We start from the raw sequence: 20,916 nt of genomic DNA, 5'->3' as shown, positions 1-20,916 counted from the left end.
TCTATTACTGATTGAATTGTCATTCTCAGAAGTTAGAATCACCTGCTAATTACAATAATAACAATTGCTTCTGCTCATTTATTTATTTATTTATTTATTCAAAGAGGGACATTACATGCGCCAACTTCTCAGTGGCTTATCAATCAAAATACAAATTCTCATTCCAGTACTCTTTTCTGTCGTATTACTTTTGACGGGTGTCATTATCGGTGGTGACAAACTGGAAAATGCTTTTAAAGATGTATCAACAGCAACAGACCAATTAATCTTACATAAAGAAGAACTCAGCGAAATCGTCGACAACAGCTACGGCATGCGTATCAAAGCGATCTACAGCTTGTTTAATCCTGACGACGTTAAAACACTGGTCGAAACGCTAAATCAAAAACGCGACCAAAATACTCGCCTACTGAATTCGCTTGATACCGTACCAGGCATGCAAGATGAAGTAGCCGCAATGCGCAAAGCGATGAATCACTACGTCGACTTTTCTCGCACCACTATGCTTCCTCTATTAAGAGCTAAACACGGCAACACAGTTCTCCCTTCTGACTTTGACAACCGCTACCAGATCGCAATCGACCAATACCGTCACGCGGGTAATGAAATGGTGCAAGCGATCAACATTCTGTCTAAGAAGCTGAACCTACTTGCGACTCAAGAAGTCGACATCAATGGAGAGCAACACACCAGCACACTGGATACGGCGACCATTGCCCTGCTAGCGATTCTTTCTATCGCATTAGTCATCAGTTGGACGCTTGCTGGCATCATTGTTAAGCCAATCAGCAATATTCAAGCAACCATGCGCGAAGTAGCAAAAGGTAACCTGCTGGTTAAAGCCGAAGAGTATGGCGACAACGAAATCTCGCGCCTTGCGCAAGATGTAAACAAATCCGTTGACCAATTGCGCGACACGGTAAGTTCGCTGTCTCGAATAAGTATCGAAGTGGCTTCTGCGTCGACAGAGTTAGCGGCTGTAATGACACAATCAAGCGTTAACTCAGATCAAGAGAAGCAAGAAGTGGAGCAAGTTGCTTCCGCCGTGAACCAACTTGAGAGTACAGCAGCACACGTCAACGAGAACGCAGTACAAGCCGATTCAGCGTCTAAGCAAGCTGACGAGATGGCGACACACAGCATGAGCTTGTTTAATGAGAGCAACCAAGCAAACGAGCAAATGGCGATTCAGCTGAGTGAAGCAGCAAACGTTGTAGGCACGCTAAAAGAGCACTCAGAGCAGATTGGTAAGGTGATTGAAGTAATTCAAAGCATCTCTGAACAAACGAACCTTCTTGCGCTTAATGCAGCAATTGAAGCGGCTCGTGCTGGTGAAAGTGGCCGTGGTTTCGCAGTTGTAGCCGATGAAGTTCGAATGCTGGCGGCACGAACCCAAGATTCAACCAAAGAGATCCAAGCGATCATCGAAGGCTTGCAGGTTCAATCAGGCAACGCTAATGATAGCATGAGCAGTTCACTGTCGATGTTAGAGCACAACCAAACGCTCTCGGGCGAGGTAAGTGCAGCCCTTTCAGGTATTGCTAACTCAGTAACCGACATGACTGAAATCAACACCCAGGTTGCCTCTGCTGCAGAAGAGCAAAGCCAAGTCACTGCAGACATTAACCGTAATATCTCAAACATCTACAGCCTAGTAAGCCAAAACGTAACCGGCATTACCCAAGCCGCAGCAGCAAGCCACGAGCTATCTAACCTAGCTGAACAACAGAAGCAGCAGTTGGATTACTTTAAGGTGTAGGGTTTAATGTACGAAGTTCAAGGCAACAGATTCAAGCTGTATGCTCTTTAGAACTTGCCTATAAACAAAAATAACCAGCCATGATGGCTGGTTTTTCGCTTTTAGACACTACTGATCAAATTCAGCCGCTTTGATCCTTTCAATCGCTTCTACCCTTCTCAGCTGTTCTGGTAGGAAGTGTTCAGTCCGAAGTTGCGCAATCGTCTCTTGTTGCTCGGTTTCTGAGAGGGCTGAGTCGTTCAAAACATCATTTCGTTCTGCGAAGTAGACCTCTAAGGAGCCTTCAAAGGCCGCTCTTTTTTTATCAAGAGCTTCAAGTCTTTGGGTTGCTTCTTCACCAACAAGTTCGCTTCTCTTTAAGTATTTACCCTGTTCATCGAGACCTTCTGAACTGGATAGCTGTGGGAGTAATACCTGATTTTGATGACTGACTTGAACGTAATCTGGCTGCCCAGATAGATAAGACTCAAGCCTTTGTTGATATTCCGACTCGTCTAGCCCTTCTTGCTTCAGAAGTAACTTTTCTAAAGCGATTTCCCTCATTCTGTTGTCATAGGTAAATAGAATACTTACCTCGCTCTCACTGAAGAATTGAGATTGAAGATCGAGCAACGCTTGATTCAGTGCGCGTAAGTCCTCAGCGGATATTGATGTGGTGTCGAATTGCACGTCCAACGACGTTAGTGCCGACTTATACTCAAGATATTTGGCAAACAGTGCTTCATCAACCAAGGCAGTTGATGATTGCTCGTAGTGCTGTGCCACATTGTCGCGAATATCTTCAAGTGTTAGTTCGGTATTACCGGACACGAAATATTCCATCATGTCTTTTGCTGATGCGTTATCGATGTCGGTGTCTTGTTGAGAGGCAACCTTAAATGAGGAGACGCGTTGTTCGTTGTCATTATGTGTATTGGGTTCTTCCTTTTTTAGATATAAAAAGACCGCCGCTGTGCTCATCAGGGCTATCGTGGTTATCGACAAAATGGCGGTCTTTTTCATTATACTTTCCTTGTTTTCTTATTAAACGGTGTCCAGCCTACAAACCAGCCAACTTCAATCGATTGGCATGCTGGCGATATAACGTCACAGGATCGGTCTCAAACAAGTGGTGAATACCCAATAAACCGTTAATCTCGTCTAGGTGGTTCATTTTGTAATCATCACCAATCACTTTGCCCAAATGCGCGCTGCATGCTCCCACTAACCCATCATTAGGTTCGTTAAAGGCTAAACCAAGGATTGTCATCGCTCCGTCGGTAGGATCAAGAAGGTTGGTAAAAGTGGAAGATCCTGTCCATGAATAGTAATAAACACCGTTGTTTGCTTGCCATTCACCATCACCACACGCAGACGTCGGAACGCCTTCAGGGTAAAACTGATTGAATGCAAGCGAACCTTCAGTGGTCAACGCTTCAAGGGAAGCAAGGCCATCTTGATCAAGATCCGTTCCGCCAGATAATAGGTTGATAAGCGTAGTCAATCCGCCAGCCAACTTAACCGCAATACCTTCCGCGGTTGAACCTTCTGATACGGTTCCACGCACGAGGTCAGCGACTTTAGATCCTTTATGAACACCGCCAATACTTGTCACCGAAGCAACCAGATCAGGACGAACCGATGCGACATAACGCGCCGTAGGCCCGCCATGGCTGTGACCGACCAGATTCACTTTACTTGCCCCTGTTGCGGCTAACAGTGTTTCAACTTGGGCTAGCAATTGCTCGCCACGCACTTCAGAGCTGTTGGTCGCTGATACTTGCGCTACATAGACGCTGGCACCATCTTTGGTTAGGGATTCAGGTACGCCATAGAAATAGTCGACACCCGCTAATGTATCGAAACCAAACAAACCATGTACCAACATAATGGGGTATTTCGTTTCCGTGTATCCACTGACTTCTAATGCCGATGCGCTCGTTCCGGCATAGACACCAAAACTGGATAGACAGGCTATCGTCCAAATTAATATCTTTTTCAATGCTCTTTCCTTAAACAGATTAGACCTCTGATGAGTAAAGAGAACCGTAGTTGATGATTTTATAAAACTAAAAAGAGTGACTCGATATTTGTGATATTGAGCTTGAATTAAACAGTTGTGATGAACATTACTCAACCAAAGTCACAATAAACGAAAAAACAAGTAAGCAATTGATTAATAATAATTAAGTGAGATAACTATTAACAGTAAATGTTAATAAAGTAGGTATGGACTCTCGTCCAGAGAAAAATTAAAGAACGCAAAACCGTTGAAAGTTGGATCTATGTAACACTTATTATACGTGCTTCATATGAGTTATTGACGCAACAATGAGTAATATTCAATACATTATCTAAATGATATTTATTCTTATTATTAATAATAAAGTAATTAACCTTACTTACTTTGCTAAATGAGTACTCTAAAATGAAGAAAATGATCTTGGTATTTACGTTGACAATGCCTCTAATTGCATCAGCTATCGCAGATACATCAATGCCTCTAGATGCAACAATTCCTGACGAAGTAGCACAAGGGCAGATGCTTGATACACGATCATATATCAGATGCTGGTACCGAACCGACATATCGAATGACTCAGTTGCAACTGATTGGAAATGGGCAAGAAACGAAGATGGCAATTACTACACTATCGATGGATATTGGTGGTCGCCCTCATCGTATAAAAACATGTTCTTTAGTGGAACACCACAATCAGAAATAGAACAACGTTGCGAAGAGACACTAGACATCCAGCATGATGCCGCCGACATCACTTATTTTGCAGCAGACAGTCGGTTCTCCTACAACCACTCGATATGGACTAATGACGAAGAACTCCAAGATAATAAAATTAATCGAATCATCACATTTGGGGATAGCCTTTCTGATACTGGAAACTTATTCAACGGTTCGCAATGGGTTCTTCCCAATGCTAACTCATGGTTCTTAGGTCACTTCTCAAATGGCTTAGTCTGGACTGAGTACCTGGCTAGAGAAAAAAACATACCTCTGTATAACTGGGCAGTTGGTGGGGCTGCTGGCACAAATCAGTATGGAGTCCTCAAAGGTGTTTATGACCAAGTCACGTCGTACCTGAAATACATGGAAGCCGCAAAGAATTACCGTCCAGAAAACTCATTATTTACTTTAGAGTTCGGCCTTAACGACTTTATGAATTACGAACGGTCGGTAGCTGATGTAAAAGCTGATTTCAGCAGCGCTCTAATTCGTTTAATAGGAAGTGGGGCTCAAAACATTTTGCTCTTCACCCTCCCTGACGCCACAAAAGCTCCACAATTTAAATACTCAACAGAAGACGAGATTTCTATTGTTCATAGCAAAATAATTGAGTTTAACCTCTTCATCAAAGAGCAAGCTGAGTATTACCAAACTAGGGGGGTCAATGTCGTACTTTTCAATGCTCATGATCTGTTTAACCACATTACTGAAAACCCGCAGCAGCATGGATTTCAGAACGCTACGGATGCATGTTTAGATATTCAACGCCATTCAGCTTCCGATTACTTATATCGCCACAATTTGACTAATGATTGCGCGACCTATGGCTCAGACCGCTATGTGTTTTGGGGGGTGACGCACCCAACTACCGCAATCCATAAATATCTAGCGGATAATATTCTCATGTCTTCATTTTCGACCTTCGACTTTGAATAGATGCAAAGATAAGAGTCCTTTCAAGCTTTTCAGAAGTTAAAAGAGCATAGGGCAAGATAAAGAGAGACGAGAAATAGACAAAGTACAGATACAAAAAAACCGCCATCATCGGCGGTTTTTAGTTGCATCAACCTTTCAAAGCCAAGCTTTTAGGTCACGCGAGTTGATTACTCGTCGTCCACTTTTGGTGCGACTTTCTTCTTAGGGATAAACACGGTATCACCCACGGCCACATTCTGGTGGAAGCTCTTATCACGCTTGACTGGTTTCTTCGGCGTTTTCTTCGCTTGAGTGTGAGCCTTCTTCTTCGCAGGGCCGCCTTTAGCAAACGTAGGTTTACGAGGCTTAATGCCTTTGAACTTACCTTTAAGGCCTTCAAGAACAGAGAAAGTAAGATCTTGTTGAAGGTAAAGCTCAACACGCTTGAAGCTATCCCAATCTTTTGGACCAACTAAAGAAATAGCATCGCCTTTGTTACCTGCACGGCCAGTACGACCAACACGGTGAACGTACTCTTCGGTGTGCTTCGGCATATCAAAGTTGATTACGTGGCTTACGTTTGGAATATCGATACCACGTGAAGCAACATCTGTTGTTACTAGAATCTTGTAAACCGCACGCTCAAACTGACTCATGATCGCATTACGCTGCGTTTGGTTTAAGTTACCGCTCAGTGCAACTGCTTTAAGCTTCTTCTCGTTAAGCTTGTCGGTTAGACGATCAGTATCAGCACGAGTTGCTGTGAAGATCATTACCTGACGGTATTCAGCTTCTTCCAGAACGCGGTCTAAAATCGCTTCTTTGTGATCTAAGTGATCACAAAGGTAGAATTTCTGTGTGATATCAAGGTGCTGCTCGTTAGAAACACCCACCGAAATGCGCTTAGGTGCGTCTAGCATTTCATTTGCAATACCATTCACTTCGGCGTGATCCAGGGTTGCAGAAAACATTAGAGTCTGACGACGACGGTGCTTAGCCGCGTTTGCAATACGACGCAGTTCTGGAGCAAAGCCAAGATCAAGCATGCGGTCCGCTTCATCAAGGATCAGCGTTTCAACACCATCTAAGAACAAAGAGCGGTGCTCTAGGTGATCAGCAAGACGGCCTGGAGTCGCTACGATAAAACGAGGGTACTTACGCAGTGCTTTAACTTGGTCGTTAAAGTTTTCACCACCCAAGATAAGCGCCGCTTCGTAAGACAGGCCACCAAGCATACTACGTAGTTCACCGTAAACTTGCTTTGCTAGCTCACGAGTAGGAGCCAAAATTACACCACGAGGATCTTTAGCAGAAAACGCTTTTGTTTTTAATGCTTTATGTATCATCGGCAACACAAACGCCAATGTTTTTCCTGATCCCGTTTTTGATGAAGCCAATAGATCCTTACCAGCAATAGCAACAGGGATCGCTTTTGATTGGATCTCTGTCGCCTTCTTGAAGTCGTAATGTTTTAAGTTCTTCAGTAAGCGGTTATCTAAGCCTAAATCTTTAAAGTGCAAAGGACTCTCCAGTCATGATGGTATTGAATAAAATTAATTTAACGTGACATGATACCGCGAAAGTACTTTATAAGGATAGAGATCACAGTAAATTTATCCCTTAATCTATCTTCAGCTAGAATATTGTATGCATTGCGAGTAAAGGAGCATCTACCTAAAACCACATCAAAGCCGCATCCAAATTTCACATCTCATAAATGAGACAGAACGTGATGCTCAGCTAATTACCTCAAAAATTTAGCAATTTCTTTGGTTATTGTTTTTGCGCTTAAAAAATTAGTCGCTACAATCATTAATGAAGCGACTATATGATAAAGAATGTATAGCGCATCTTTTGATGATAAATAAGCAAGGAGTTCTTATGAATAAGACGTTAATCGCAGCTGCGGCCTCAGTTTTCATTTTAGCCGGTTGTTCTTCAGAGCCAGAAGAAGCTGCAGTGTCAGAAATGGATCAACTAACTAACCAAGTTGCTCAACTTACAAGCGAAGTTGAAGCGCTTAAGAGTGACAAAGCAGCAGCAGAAATGAAGGCTCAAGAAGCATCTGAAGCCGCTATGGCAGCAAAAGAAGAAGCAGATCGTGCTAACGACCGCATCGACAATATTGCAGAGTCTTACACTAAGTAATTTAACTATAAGCGCAATTAAGCTGTAGATTTCAAAAGACGTATATACATTGCAGTAAATTGATAACACCACCTCTTCACAGAGGTGGTGTTTTGTTTTCAAGGTCAATAAACCAAAGTTCAACAGATGAATGGGAAGAACAACCCTGGGTGCTCACACTATTCTAAATTTATAAATAGCTTATTTAGTTAGAAATCATTGGCGGAGCAATTTCAACTGGCACGCCATTTTGAGCAAAGATAACCGCTTTGGCTTTTGAGTTAGGCAAGTCAGCATCTTCAAGCCACCATTCTAACTCGACAGGTATTTGTAAGGATTTCTTAGAGCCATCGCTTCGCGTCAATGGTTCATGCGCTTCAACAAACACGCTTCTATCTGGCTCTAATGACACCTTGATCGGCTCATTAATAATAGTGACCTGCTCGCCACGGCTCACTTGCTCAAAAAGCCACTCAATATCTTTAGGCTCCATGCGAATACACCCAGAGCTTACGCGTAAGCCTATTCCAAAATCTTTATTGGTACCGTGTATCAAATAGTCGCCTGCGCCATAAGCAAGCCTTAGAGCATACTCACCAAGTGGATTTTCAGGCCCTGCAGGAACGACCTTAGGCAACTCAATTCCCTTCTCTAAATACTCTTTGCGGATCGACTTCGGGGGCGTCCAAGTCGGATTTGGTCTTTTTTGGCTTATCTTGGTGATCATTTCCGGCGTATCACGTCCGACTCGTCCGATACCGACAGGGAACACATGCACCTGATTTTTCTCGGGATCAAAGTAATACAACCTTAACTCCGCAAGATTAATAACAATACCTTTTCGTGGGGTATCTGGCAGGATCAAACGGCTAGGAATACTTAGTATATATCCTTCCGGAGGTAGAAAAGGGTCTACCCCTTTGTTTGCCGCCATTAAAGAGAGAAAGCCAATATCGTATTGTTTAGCAATAATAGCTAACGTTTCACCTGATGCTACTTCATGCTGCTGTATTCTACCCACAATGCGGCTTTCTGCAGGAGGGAGCTCAAAAGTTGCCGCAGAGACCCACGACGACACCATCCCACCGGCAATCAAAGTTACTTTCGCTGCAAGCAACGCTACTTTACGTAATTGTGTTTTCATCGAGTGCAAAGGCGTCGAGTTAGCGCAATACGACATACAAATCCTTGGTTTGTCTTTTTATCAAAGTTTAGATTATCGCTGTTCAAACGTCTCTACAACGGTTAGTTGTAGCTAAACTCACGTTGGTTTACACAATTAAAAGTACCTTTTAGTACTGTTGCATATCTATATGGACACGCAAAATCGATTGCCTTTACGCTTTCAACATATTTGGTTATCAATATTAATAAAACTATAATGGCAAACCTATTTTGTGACTAAAGTCTCATGGAGCCTCGTTTTAACTCGCTAATATTGCCTCAACAAAACGAATTCAATTCAACAGAATCGGTAATTGATTAAATCCTGTTCCTATAATTACCGTTTAAACTTTGGAGAACGACCATGGCTACACCTCATATTAACGCTCAAGCTGGTGATTTCGCAGAAACAGTACTAATGCCGGGCGACCCGCTTCGCGCAAAATACATTGCAGAAACATTCCTTGATGACGTGAAGCAAGTTTGTGACGTTCGCAACATGTTTGGCTACACAGGCACTTACAAAGGTAAGAAAGTTTCTGTAATGGGCCACGGTATGGGTATCCCATCATGCTGCATCTACGTACACGAGCTAATCGCTGAGTACGGTGTAAAGAACGTTATTCGTGTAGGTAGCTGTGGCGCAGTACGTGACGACGTTAAACTAATGGACGTTGTTATCGGTATGGGTGCATCTACTGACTCAAAAGTAAACCGCATTCGTTTCAACAACCACGACTTCGCGGCTATCGCTGATTTCGGTCTTCTAGAAGAAGCGGTAAACCAAGCACGTGCACAAGAAGTTCCAGTTAAAGTTGGTAACGTATTCTCTGCAGACCTTTTCTACACTCCAGAAGCTGACCTTTTCGAAAAAATGGAAAAGCTAGGCATCCTTGGTGTTGATATGGAAGCTGCAGGTATCTACGGTGTTGCTGCGGACCTTGGTGCTAAAGCACTGACTATCCTAACAGTATCTGACCACATCATCCGTGGTGAGAAACTGAGCTCAGAAGAGCGTCAAAAATCTTTCAACGACATGATGAAAGTTGCTCTAGAGACTGCAATCAACATCTAACGATTTGATAAAAGATACATTGAAAAGCGTTACCCCGCAGCCAAGCTCACTTGGCTGCTCAAATAATCCCGAGGGGGAGATCGTGTCTAACGATAAGCTGCCAAAAGATGCGGATGGTTTGCAACTCAACTTTTGTAAAACATTGGCGTGTGACAACTTTGGCTTGAGCGATGCAAAACGGTATGTTTTGCAACACGCTAACCCTAAGCGTCCAGCGATGGTTTGTCGTGAATGTGGAGCTTTCCCCCTTACTTAACAACCGTGAAGTGTTAAGCGAACTTCATCGCCTAAGACAACTTCACAGCGATGGGCTCCCAGCTTGTCGTAATGATGATTGCGATAACTTCGGCTTATCGGTTCATACACACAAACATCTTTATCATGCCTTCGGCTACAGTGGCGACAGGCAGCGCTACAGATGCAAAGATTGCCAATCAACCTTCGTTGATAAATGGTCTGGATCCAATAAAAAACTTCAGTTTCAAGAGAACCTCATGGGTCTATTGTTCATGGGTTATTCCGTGCGTGAAATCTGTAGAAAATTAGAGATCAACCCAAAGACTTTCTATGATCATGTTGACCATATCGCCAGCCGTTGCCGTCGTAAATTAGCGATGATCGATGCTCGATGGGTTAACCATGCGAAAGATTACGAATTCGCTTCTCACTACCAACGTCTACAACCACAAAGCAACAACGGTGTGGTTTGGATAGCGACGGGTGAGGCGCATTCTGGTTATATCCTTTGCCAACACGTTAACTACTCTCAAAATGAAGAACCGTCAGGAAATGTGGACCATAATCCTTATGATGATGTTGCGCGCTTTGTATCCAAAGAACACTCTTCAGAAGCTAATCTCGAACTACCTCAGCCCTCTGACAAGCTAAAAGAACGCATTGAACAGCAATACCAAGTAATTCTAGCAAGAGGTAATGTTGAGGACCCTATGGGCAACCTCACTACATTTAGCTACCCTTCGAAAGGCGCACTAATTCGGCCGCCTTATACCTCATATGCTCACTTCCTACATGTGCTTGATATGTGTAATGAAGACAAACATGTCGCCATCTATATGCCACAAGATCCATTACTAAGATCTGCCGCTTTAAGCGTATGTTTGCCGCGCATCCAGAGTCAAAACATTGACCTTATGTACGTAGAGGAAGATTCAGGCTGGCAAGACGATCAAAGTTTCGAAAAGATCGACATCGTTCACATGAGTTGGTGGCGCGATCGTTGGGCTATCGCGAATCAAGGTGATAATCAAAAAGGTATTTGCTACCTAACAGGTAACAATCCAGAACCAAAACAGTGGTTTAACACGGCTTCTATTCAGCAAACTAAGTTCTATCAACAACGCTTTCAGCTGCTATTTGATAGCTTCATTAATGAACCTAGACGTAAGCTTCGTCCTGGGGGCATTCTTCCATTACTCGACATATTTAGAGCTTGGCACAATCTGTGCTACCAAGATAAGCAAGGGCTCACAGCAGCGCAGCGCTTAGGTGTAGCAGAGCAGCCATTGACCCTAAAGCAACTACTTTCATAAAAACGGACATCTAGATAATTATTCGGGAACTCGTTGATTTTAAAGCGACAACATGAGGTAACACCCATAATTGGAAAAGATCGATGTTCCTTTGACGCTCTGGGAAAGATAATTGGTGCTTATCTCAAATCACACTCTTATAATGATTGTGTTATCAATATGTTCGATAATTATGGATCTAAGTCTTGGACAAAAATCAGTACCTTCTTGAAACAGAACTAGAACAACTCAAAACTCGTGCCGACTCTGAGCCCTCAGTGATCCTAGAGGTTGCTCAACAGTGCCTAGTCAGATCAGAGCAAGTTCTGTTTGAAGAGGGGGCTATCCAGTCATTGATGTTAATGGCAAGGTGCTGTTGGAACCTGATGGATTACCAAAAAGGTTTGAAATACATCAAAGAAGCCTACAAGCGTCAAAGCCGACTAGATACCGACCTTTTTCTTCCCGAAATTCTCCACTTACACGCGCTCCAGTTCTGGGGGCAAGCCAAGTATTACTCCGCTCAACAGTTCTGGATCAATGCCTTAGAACAATCTGCACTGGTTGATGAAGTCGAGATTCAAATTGAATGTCTCATTGGTCTGGGTAACATTTGGCGAATGACTCACGAATATAAGCTTGCACGTTCTACCCACCAGCTTGCCGTTAAAGTGGCTAACAACAGCCGCATTGGTTGGTTAGAAGGCAAGGCAAGAATACTGCTCGCCTGGGATTACTACCTGCTCAACAACTATGTTGAAATGCTGTCGGTACTCGACGGCGCAGAAGAAGCATTAAAAGAACATAAAGATAATACCTGGCACGCAGAAGTCTGGGATTTCAGAGGCTTAGCCCTACTTGGCCTTGAGCGTTTAGATGATGCAGAGCGTGCCACAGCCAAGGCACATAAGTTAGCTGTCGAGCACAACCTTATATGGATGAAAGCCCACTCTTACATCAGCCGAGCTCGTCTAGAACTGCTAAGAAAAAGGCCAGAACAAGCAGCCGAACTGCTTAGGCTCGCGGAAGAGTCAGCAAACGAATTCGACAATGGTGAACTGCTCAGTCAGATCTGTTATCAACAATCTTTAGTCGCAGAAGAAAACCAAGATTTCAAAGCCGCTTTAATCGCCTTCAAAAAGTACCGTCAATATTCCATCGGTATGCTTAAAGAGCAAACTAATCGTGTCGGTTTAGACAAAGCGCGCAGTTCAAAACGCCAGCTTGAACAGAGAGCACGAAAGCTGATTAATCGTATTCGTGGCCAGCATGAGTACGATCCTGAAAAGCACCTCTCTTATGTCGTATCTGAAACCTTTTGGTGGGAGAAGCTGGTCCTATTTAAAACAGAACTTAAGCGTTCGAACCACAGCATCATTATGTTCCATCATGTCGATACCGATTACTTAGATGTCTGTACCGAGATTGCTCATACCTTGTGTAATCAAAACGACTTCATCGCTAGGCTGAGTTCAGAACGTGTTGCTATGATGCTTTCAGAGAAAGGCGAAGCCGCAGAACAAACCTTCCAAACTCTCAGCACCATGCTAGAAATATATCCATGGCATAGAAAAGGATTAAAAGGTTCGAGACCTACCGTCAGCCTCAATGATATTTTGACGTTCCCGTTCACTCTTGAACAATTAGAAGAAGACGATGCTGAGGTAATAGAATAATGGAAACCCTATTACGCAAAATCACAGATGCTGGTTTAGACCCTTCATCGGTATCGGGCGAAGAAGCGATCATATTCTGGAACCACATTCGCCAGCACGTTTCGACCACGCAAACTGAGCAAGCGCACTGCTATATCATCAGCTCTGAGTACCGTGCCGAGTTACAACAAAATCAAACCAGTATCGAAGAACTCAGGCTGGCACTCGACCTACTCCACCTTCCTGTAGATATCGAAGACATTCTCACAGTAAAGACCAGCCTAAGCGACCGCTTAGTTGAAATTGGTGATTACACATCGGCACTGAATGAATTCGTCAGCTCATCGACAATTGCGGTTGAACACGGTCATATCGATGAATATGTATTGGCTATCTTAGGTATGGGGAACCTGTGTGATGCCTATGGTGATCACAACAGAGCTCTTCGCTATTACCAAAAAATCAGCAGCATAGACCACGCGATTAGCAGTCGCTCACTTCGCCTCAAATTCAAGCTACATATGGTAGCAAGCCTACTTCTGCTCAACCGCATTACCGCGGCCAGCGATTTACTGAATGAGTGCGAAGAATTAAGTATTCTAGTGAGTGACAAGTTGCTCACAGCTCAAATATTGCTCTACCAAGCGAAAGTGCTTCGTGCTAAGAAAAAATACCATGAAGCCTTACGTTGCCTATCAAAAGTTCAATACCCAGCCAACAGCACTCAAGCAAGCTGGCTCGCAACCATGACCCGTCTCGAGTTAGCACATTGCCTAAGTGCAACCGGAAAGCAAGACTATGCGAGCATGATTTTGTCGAGCACGGACAAACGTGTAAAAGCCTACTCATCGCCAGTGCTTGCGAAGCGTTTCTATGACTCTTTGAGTGACGTATGTATGAATCAAGGACGTTTTCAAGAAGCCCTGCGCTATGAGAAAAAAGGTTACCGAATTGAAACCGATCTGATGAAGAAGATCCCGATCAGTGAGCTGGGGGCGAGTCAATTACGCCGCCTGTCACGTTTTGAGTTACAGCTTAAACTCATCCTTTCTGAACAAGAAAACAGAGAACTGAAAGAGACGACTGAACAACACAAGAATGCAGTTGCTCAGCTACAGCAAGATGTTTTCACCGACCCACTGACAGGGTTACACAACCGTCGCTGGTTAGATGTGAAATTAAAGGATATGTTGCTGCATGAAACCTCTTTCGCACTGATGGTTATTGATATCGACCACTTTAAATCTATCAACGATGAACTGAGTCACTTAGTGGGTGATAAAGCGATTGTCAGCGTCTCTCAAGAACTTAGAGCGTACTTTAAGTTCAGAGGAGCTTCATGTGTCAGGTTTGGTGGAGAAGAGTTCTTGGTCATCCTAGAGAACAGCGATCTCGCTAAGGCAGAAATGCACTCTGAAAATTATCGAGAGCGCATCTTCCAATTTGGTTGGCATGAGATATTAGGAGAGCGTGGTCTGACCGTGAGTATTGGTATCACTCTGCACCGCGAGGGAGAGAATACTCAGCGTACTTTCTACCGAGCAGATAAAGCACTATATCGAGCCAAAGCCAACGGCCGTAACCAGGTGTGCACTGAGTAGATAAATAAGATTAGAGTAAGTGCAGAGCATGCTCTTTACTTACTCAACATTAAAAGTCGCAGATCCAATCTAAGCTATCGATAACAGGCTGTACTATTGATAGAAAAACAGAGATATTCCACCTAACGCAGCAAGCGTCCCGATGACACTTTGCTTTAACACCTTCTCCCCTTTCAGCGCATAAATTACCAAAATAAAGACCGGGCTGGTCGCTATCAACGTTTGCGCAATCGCAGGGTTAGCATTTTTCAACGCTACTTGTTGAAGCCATAGAGCGAGAAACGTCCCGACAAAGATTGCCCCTAATAACCACAGTTTATCGAGCTTGGTCATTTCCCATAAATCTCTTTTTATCGATGAATACGACTTCTTTTCAACGAAAGGGATAATCAGCATCACGGCAAACACGCCAATCGTCAGGCGAATCAGTGCACCTAACAATGGTGGAATGTCACCCGCCACTAACGCGTAGTGAGAAATAACCACACCAGATGCCTGACAGACACTCGCCACGAGCCCATAACCAATACCACCCCACTGCGCTTTGTCATTCGATTCACCGCTCGCCGATTTTGATGGCTGGAAGACAACGAAGGTCACCGCCAGTGTTGTAATCACGACGCCGAGCCAGCTTTGCACTGTCAATACAGCGCCAAGGAACATTAATGCCAACACACCAGAAAGAGGCGGGGCTAAAGACTCAAGTAACAACGTCTTATTGGCACCGATTCTTTTCAACGCCGCAAAATAGGCGCTATCTCCAATCGCAATGCCAATCACACCTGAAATTGCCAATATCAGAAAATGGTTAGTACTCAGTTCAAACTCCGGCATTGGGATAAAAGGCATGACCAGCAACATCATCCCTGACGCCACTACACCCTTAATAATGTTCAATTGCATCGCAGAGAAGCGATGTCCAAATTGCCCATAGATCCATGTCGCACACGCCCACACAATTGCAGCGCCAATGGCCGCCAATTCACCTATATACATCCGTATTTGTCCCTAGTGGTTATGCCCGTCATTTAGAATCGTAACTGTCATCATTTCAGCTGAAATACCAACCAGAAAGCCGAAATAGCCTCTTCAAACGCGATCGGATTTTATAAGATTCATCAATGCTTTTATTCGCATTAGAAGCGACAACACATTATTTTCAACTCGGTAAATCATTTTTATAACAATTACTTGGATGATAGCGTAGTATATTTATAACTAATATCTAACATTACAAGGATCTGTTATGTTTTTAGACTACTTTGCGCTCGGTCTACTTATTTTCGTAGCATTAGTCATCTTTTACGGCATCATCGTTATTCACGATATTCCCTATGAAATTGCGAAAGAACGCAATCACCCTCATCAAGATGCTATTCATGTCTCAGGCTGGGTTAGCCTATTCACCTTACACACTATCTGGCCATTCCTTTGGATTTGGGCGACGCTATGGCGCAAAGATCGTGGTTGGGGCTTCGCTAAATTAGAAGAAGAGCAACACGATATTCATCATCGCGTCGATATTCTCATCGATCAAGTGAGTACCCTTCAGGAAGAAATCGCACAGCTCAAGCAAGCCGGTACTGAGCAAAGCAGTCCAGAGAAAGAAACAAACAACCCTCAAGATCAGGAGGTTAAGTAATGGATTTACTGCTGATAATGACCTATGCGGCACTTTGTATCACCATCTTCAAGGTGTTCAATATCCCGCTTAATAAATGGACGGTTCCAACTGCAGTACTTGGCGGCGTCATCATCATAGGTACATTGATCCTTTTGATGAACTATAACCACCCTTTCACACAGATCGGTAACCAAGTTTACTCAACAACGCCTGTTGTTTCCGGTGTTCGAGGCAAAGTAATTGAAGTGCCTGTGGAAGCGAATAAACCTCTAAAAAAAGGCGATATTCTTTTCAAAATCGATCCTATTCCGTTCGAGGCTGAGGTCGCAAGATTAGAGGCGAAAGTAAAAGAAGCAAGCCAGGGTGCGCTAGGAATGGAATCTGATGTCGCTGAAGCAGAAGCAGCGAGAATCAAAGCGATTGCTGAGAGGGATAAAGCCCAACGTGAATTCTCTCGTTACAAACGCGGCTACGACAGTGGCGCCTTTACTGAGCAACAATTGGATACTCGCAGACAAGCTTATAAAGCATCAGAAGCTGCCGTTAAAGTGGCAGATGCGACCTTAGAAAGAACAAAAATTGCTTTGGATTCTGAGATAGGTGGTGAGAACACTGCGGTGTTAAGCCTATTAGCGGAATTGCGTAAAGCTCAGTTTGACTTAGAACAGACTGTGGTTCGCGCGCCAACAGATGGTTACGTGACGCAACTGGCCCTTCGCCCAGGTGTCATGGCCGTGCCACTTCCACTGGCGCCAGTAATGACGTTTGTTCACACCGAAGCTCAGTTCTACACCGCAGCCTTTAGACAGAACTCATTGCAGCGTCTACAACCAGGATTCGAAGCTGAGTTTTTATTCAGAGCTCTGCCTGGCAAAGTATTTAAAGGCCGTATTGATGAGGTATTGCCAGCGATTGGTGAGAGCCAATTCCAAGCTCGAGGTGCTTTACTAGGTACGGATGCTCTGCGTACCAGTGGTCGCGTGTTTGTTAAGTTAACCATCACTGATGACCTATCTGAATACCATCTACCTATGGGTACTGCGGTTGAAGTTTCCGTTTATTCAGACAGCTTCACCCACGTATCTATCATGCGTAAGGTGCTTATTCGCATGAAGAGTTGGCAAAACTATCTATACCTAGACCACTAAACAGTCGTAGATATGTGACGAACCTGCTTAACACATTGTTAAGACGAATGAAAAAGCCAGACCCGCTCTGGCTTTTTTGTTGCTTGATTAACCGTAAAATTGCGCTTTTTACACGATATTTAGGTGTTCAGATGGAATTTTAGACATCTAGACACTTACCTTCCCTTATGGAAGGGTTCTACTGTATAATGCGCGCCTTATTTTTTATATTTGCCCAAAAAACGTTCTCATTGAGACGCATATTAATAATGGCGAATATTCGTTCTTTATTAAGCTTTATCTTTCAGTATTCGAGGTTATCTATGAACTTTTCAGCTAAAACAGTGGTCGTTATTGCCATTGGCGCGGCACTGTACGGCATTGGTGGTTTACCTATGTTTGGTGTCCCAGTGTTTGCGAACACGACATTGAAACCAGCGATGGCAGTCCTAGCACTGTTTTCTGTTTTGTTCGGCCCAATTGTTGGCTTCTTAGTTGGCTTTATCGGTCACTGGGTAACGGATCTGTTCGCAGGCTGGGGCGTATGGTTAACCTGGGTACTAGGCTCAGGTATCGTAGGTATGATTATCGGCTTATTCCCTATGATGACTAAGAACCGTCTTCAACAAGGCGAGTTGCCAATGAAAGATTTTGTCTTGTTCGTGATACTGGCCCTTGCAGGTAACGTTGTAGGCTATGGCTGCTCTGCGTTCCTAGACACCATCCTATACGCAGAACCGTTTACTAAAGTCTTCACTCAACTGTCTATCATCGCAGCGGGTAACACCGTTCTGATCGCTGTTGTGGGCTTCCTGATCCTAAAATCAGTCGCTAAACGCAACAAACAAAGCCGCAACCTGACTGAGGCATAAGCGATAATGACTATAGCATTTTCGAACTTCTCTTTTAGATATGAGTCGCTGGATAAACCGACGCTAAAAAATATCAATCTAAGGATAGAGAAAGGAGAGAAAATCGTCATTATTGGACCAAGTGGTAGTGGTAAATCTACCCTAGGTCAGTGTCTCAATGGTTTGATACCTCATGCAATCAAAGGTGAGGTAACTGGCTCTTTAGAGATAAACGGCAAGAATATCTCTGAGTTTTCGATGCACGATTATACCGAGCAAGTCGGCACAGTATTGCAAGATACTGACAGCCAATTTGTCGGGTTGAGTATCGGTGAAGATATTGCTTTCGCATTGGAAAACCAGTTGATGTCGAACATTGACATGTACCCGTTAGTTAAGTCGACGGCAAAAATGGTCGACCTAGCAGACATGCTTGAGCGTTCACCTCATGACCTTTCTGGTGGCCAAAAACAACGAGTATCGTTAGCGGGCATCTTAGTTGATGACGTTGATATCTTGCTGTTTGATGAGCCTCTAGCAAGCCTTGACCCGAAAACGGGTAAGGCAACGATTGAGATCATTGATCAGCTACATAAAGAAACCAACAAGACTATCGTGATTATCGAGCACCGCCTCGAGGATGTCCTACATCGCGATATCGACCGCGTGATCTTAATGGAACGCGGCGAAATCGTTGCTGACACGACACCCGATGAAATCTTGGCTTCTGAATTACTTGATACACACGGTATTCGTGAACCGCTTTATCTATCAGCCCTTAAAGCAGCCAAAGCACCTTTAACAAGCGAAGACAAGCTGTCCAACCTCAAAGCTTTAGATTACAAAAGGTTCCGTCCTGCGGTTCAAGCTTGGTTTGCTGAACGCCCTACTCCCGTTGCTGAAAAGCAGTATCAACCTTTGCTCGAAGTGCATGGCCTGACTTACTCTTACGACGGTGAAAAAAACGCACTCGAAGATGTCAGCTTTAAGATTGGCAAGGGTGAGTTTGTTTCAATATTGGGTAAGAACGGTTCAGGTAAATCGACCATCACCAAGATTATCATGGGTGTGATTGACGCGGATTCAGGCTCTTCGTACCTGAACGGCGAAGACTTATCTGAGCTTTCTATCTTCGAAAGAAGTCAGAAAGTCGGTGTGGTAATGCAGAACCCAAACCATATGATCTCGCATCATATGATTTTCGATGAGGTTGCATTTGGCCTTCGTAATCGTGGCGTTACAGAAGACGAAATCAAAGACAAAGTAGAAAACGTTCTTGAGCTTTGTGGCTTGAGCAAGTTTCGCCATTGGCCAATCGAAGCACTGAGCTACGGTCAGAAAAAGCGCGTAACAATAGCGTCTATCTTGGTTTTAGAGCCAGAACTTCTGATCTTAGATGAGCCAACGGCGGGTCAAGATTACCGTAACTACACATCCATGCTGGCGTTCATTCAAAAACTCAACCGCGACCTAGGCATCACCGTTGTGATTATCTCACACGACATGCACCTCGTTCTCGAGTACACCACACGTTCAATCGTGATTGCAGACAGTAAGCTGATTGCCAATGCCGCGATGACGGAAGTATTCAGTCAGCCTTCGCTGTTAGAACGCGCAAATCTTTGTACCACCAGCATTTATGAACTCGCGACCATGATGAAAATCGACGACACCAATGCATTTATGCAGTACTTCATCGACTACGAGAGAAGCGCTCAATGAATGCATCAAAAGTAAAATTCGGCATCAATTACATCGATACCAAATCGCCGCTTCATGCACTTAACGGCATCACCAAGTTTGCACTCTTCTTAGCTTGGGTAACAGTGGTATTGACTACGTTCGACCTAAGATTGATTACGCTGCTTATTGTGACTGGTTTATACCTGCTAAAGCTTACCAATGTGCCTGTACGCGTATATAAGCCCTTGTTATTAGGAACGGCGAGTGTATTAAGTCTAAATGCTCTGTTCATGTATCTACTGGCTCCACAGCAAGGTACTGAGCTCATCGGCAGCGAAACCTTATTGCTGACATTGCCGGGTAACTACTCGTTGAGCCAAGAGACACTGTTTTACTTGGTTACTGTGACGCTCAAATACATGAGCATGTTCCCGATAGCGTTGATTTTTGTCTTCACAACGCATCCGACTGAGTTTGCAGCGAGCCTCAACCGTATCGGTGTTCCTTACAAAATAGCTTATGCGGTGAGTCTAACCCTGCGTTACTTGCCTGAGGTTAAGAAGGACTTCATCAATATCATGCACGCTCAACAGGCTCGTGGTGTAGAACTATCAAAGAAAGCACCACTTATCACTCGCATCAAAAATGTTGCTAAAGTGTTAGGGCCATTGATTTTTTCAAGCTTAGATAGAGCAGACGAGATCTCTAACGCAATGACATTACGAGGTTTTGCTCGACACAAAGCACGCACTTGGTATAGCTATGCACCTTTGAAACGTATCGATTTTGTTTGTTTAAGTGTCATCGCTTTTATCGTGGTGTTAGCCATTGCGAAACGTATTCTAGAGCCGCAGTTATTTTGGTATCCGTTCTAGTCATCTGAATTAGCAAAGATAAACAAAGACTTTAAATAACACACCGCTCAATAGGGCGGTGTTTTTGTTTATGCCAAAATCTGATTGATAATTGAACCAATGACACAATACTGACTATATTTAACGATAAATTGACCAGTTATTTACCCTTGGAGTTTGAGATTTAATTCAGAAACTCTTAATATACTGTATTTACAGAATGTTACACT

General features: G+C 43.7%; 16 protein-coding genes and 1 pseudogene. 12 read left to right on the top strand and 5 right to left on the bottom strand.

Annotation, left to right across the window (positions count from 1 at the left end; translation table 11 throughout):
- Positions 1–115 precede the first annotated feature (115 nt).
- Positions 116–1,759: a methyl-accepting chemotaxis protein gene (locus AB8613_RS19770; protein ID WP_372385722.1), complete on the top strand. Its 1,644-nt coding sequence runs from the start codon at positions 116–118 to the stop codon at positions 1,757–1,759.
- 108 nt (positions 1,760–1,867) lie between these two features.
- Here AB8613_RS19770 and AB8613_RS19765 read toward each other — a convergent pair whose 3' ends face one another.
- Complete coding sequence (locus AB8613_RS19765) at positions 1,868–2,761, bottom strand: lipase secretion chaperone (RefSeq protein ID WP_372385721.1); 894 nt, start codon at positions 2,759–2,761, stop codon at positions 1,868–1,870.
- Between the two features lie 37 nt (positions 2,762–2,798).
- Positions 2,799–3,740 carry a triacylglycerol lipase gene (locus AB8613_RS19760; RefSeq protein WP_226088547.1) on the bottom strand — a complete coding sequence of 314 codons (942 nt, stop codon included), beginning with the start codon at positions 3,738–3,740 and terminating at the stop codon, positions 2,799–2,801.
- A 426-nt stretch (positions 3,741–4,166) separates the two neighbouring features.
- On the opposite strand from AB8613_RS19760, the gene AB8613_RS19755 reads away from it, so the two are divergent.
- A complete protein-coding gene (locus AB8613_RS19755; protein WP_372385720.1) occupies positions 4,167–5,417 on the top strand; it encodes an SGNH/GDSL hydrolase family protein in 1,251 nt (416 codons plus the stop codon).
- Positions 5,418–5,584: 167 nt separating this feature from the next.
- On the opposite strand, the gene AB8613_RS19750 is transcribed toward AB8613_RS19755, so the two are convergent.
- A complete protein-coding gene (locus AB8613_RS19750; RefSeq protein WP_372385718.1) occupies positions 5,585–6,916 on the bottom strand; it encodes a DEAD/DEAH box helicase in 1,332 nt (443 codons plus the stop codon).
- A gap of 361 nt (positions 6,917–7,277) precedes the next feature.
- Between AB8613_RS19750 and AB8613_RS19745 the strand changes: the two genes are divergently transcribed.
- On the top strand, positions 7,278–7,544 hold the full coding sequence (locus AB8613_RS19745; protein ID WP_004737730.1) for an Lpp/OprI family alanine-zipper lipoprotein: 267 nt from the start codon (positions 7,278–7,280) through the stop codon (positions 7,542–7,544).
- Between the two features lie 184 nt (positions 7,545–7,728).
- Here AB8613_RS19745 and AB8613_RS19740 read toward each other — a convergent pair whose 3' ends face one another.
- Complete coding sequence (locus tag AB8613_RS19740) at positions 7,729–8,703, bottom strand: L,D-transpeptidase family protein (protein ID WP_146491001.1); 975 nt, start codon at positions 8,701–8,703, stop codon at positions 7,729–7,731.
- A 348-nt stretch (positions 8,704–9,051) separates the two neighbouring features.
- Here AB8613_RS19740 and deoD point away from each other — a divergent pair, with 348 nt between their 5' ends.
- From deoD to AB8613_RS19720, 4 genes and pseudogenes are all read left to right on the top strand, one after another.
- Positions 9,052–9,762 carry a purine-nucleoside phosphorylase gene (deoD, locus tag AB8613_RS19735; protein ID WP_048661021.1) on the top strand — a complete coding sequence of 237 codons (711 nt, stop codon included), beginning with the start codon at positions 9,052–9,054 and terminating at the stop codon, positions 9,760–9,762.
- Between the two features lie 19 nt (positions 9,763–9,781).
- Positions 9,782–11,312: pseudogene (locus AB8613_RS19730) on the top strand (lactate dehydrogenase).
- A 185-nt stretch (positions 11,313–11,497) separates the two neighbouring features.
- Entirely contained in the window at positions 11,498–12,967 is a 1,470-nt protein-coding gene (locus AB8613_RS19725) for a hypothetical protein (protein WP_372385717.1), read from the top strand.
- Entirely contained in the window at positions 12,967–14,547 is a 1,581-nt protein-coding gene (locus AB8613_RS19720) for a diguanylate cyclase (protein ID WP_372385716.1), read from the top strand. The genes AB8613_RS19725 and AB8613_RS19720 overlap by 1 nt, the downstream gene beginning before the upstream one ends.
- A gap of 93 nt (positions 14,548–14,640) precedes the next feature.
- Here the strand turns inward: AB8613_RS19720 and AB8613_RS19715 are convergent, their stop codons facing one another.
- A complete protein-coding gene (locus AB8613_RS19715) occupies positions 14,641–15,543 on the bottom strand; it encodes a DMT family transporter (protein WP_372385715.1) in 903 nt (300 codons plus the stop codon).
- A 250-nt stretch (positions 15,544–15,793) separates the two neighbouring features.
- Here AB8613_RS19715 and AB8613_RS19710 point away from each other — a divergent pair, with 250 nt between their 5' ends.
- The 5 genes from AB8613_RS19710 to AB8613_RS19690 all read left to right on the top strand — a co-directional run bounded on the left by AB8613_RS19710 (position 15,794) and on the right by AB8613_RS19690 (position 20,707).
- On the top strand, positions 15,794–16,189 hold the full coding sequence (locus AB8613_RS19710) for a DUF3302 domain-containing protein (RefSeq protein ID WP_372385714.1): 396 nt from the start codon (positions 15,794–15,796) through the stop codon (positions 16,187–16,189).
- Positions 16,189–17,319 carry an HlyD family secretion protein gene (locus tag AB8613_RS19705; protein ID WP_146491006.1) on the top strand — a complete coding sequence of 377 codons (1,131 nt, stop codon included), beginning with the start codon at positions 16,189–16,191 and terminating at the stop codon, positions 17,317–17,319. The genes AB8613_RS19710 and AB8613_RS19705 overlap by 1 nt, the downstream gene beginning before the upstream one ends.
- 302 nt (positions 17,320–17,621) lie before the next feature.
- Positions 17,622–18,170: an ECF-type riboflavin transporter substrate-binding protein gene (locus tag AB8613_RS19700; RefSeq protein WP_285953835.1), complete on the top strand. Its 549-nt coding sequence runs from the start codon at positions 17,622–17,624 to the stop codon at positions 18,168–18,170.
- A 6-nt stretch (positions 18,171–18,176) separates the two neighbouring features.
- Positions 18,177–19,871: an ABC transporter ATP-binding protein gene (locus AB8613_RS19695; protein WP_285953836.1), complete on the top strand. Its 1,695-nt coding sequence runs from the start codon at positions 18,177–18,179 to the stop codon at positions 19,869–19,871.
- Positions 19,868–20,707 (top strand): energy-coupling factor transporter transmembrane protein EcfT, encoded by an 840-nt coding sequence (locus AB8613_RS19690; protein WP_372385711.1) that lies wholly within the window; start codon positions 19,868–19,870, stop codon positions 20,705–20,707. Before AB8613_RS19695 ends, AB8613_RS19690 begins: the two co-directional genes overlap by 4 nt.
- Positions 20,708–20,916: the final 209 nt, after the last annotated feature.

The sequence above is a fragment of the Vibrio sp. BS-M-Sm-2 genome (assembly GCF_041504345.1).
Taxonomy (GTDB): Bacteria; Pseudomonadota; Gammaproteobacteria; order Enterobacterales; family Vibrionaceae; genus Vibrio; species Vibrio satsumensis.
Note: the sequence above shows the minus strand (reverse complement) of the source record. Positions and strands in the feature narration are given on the sequence as shown.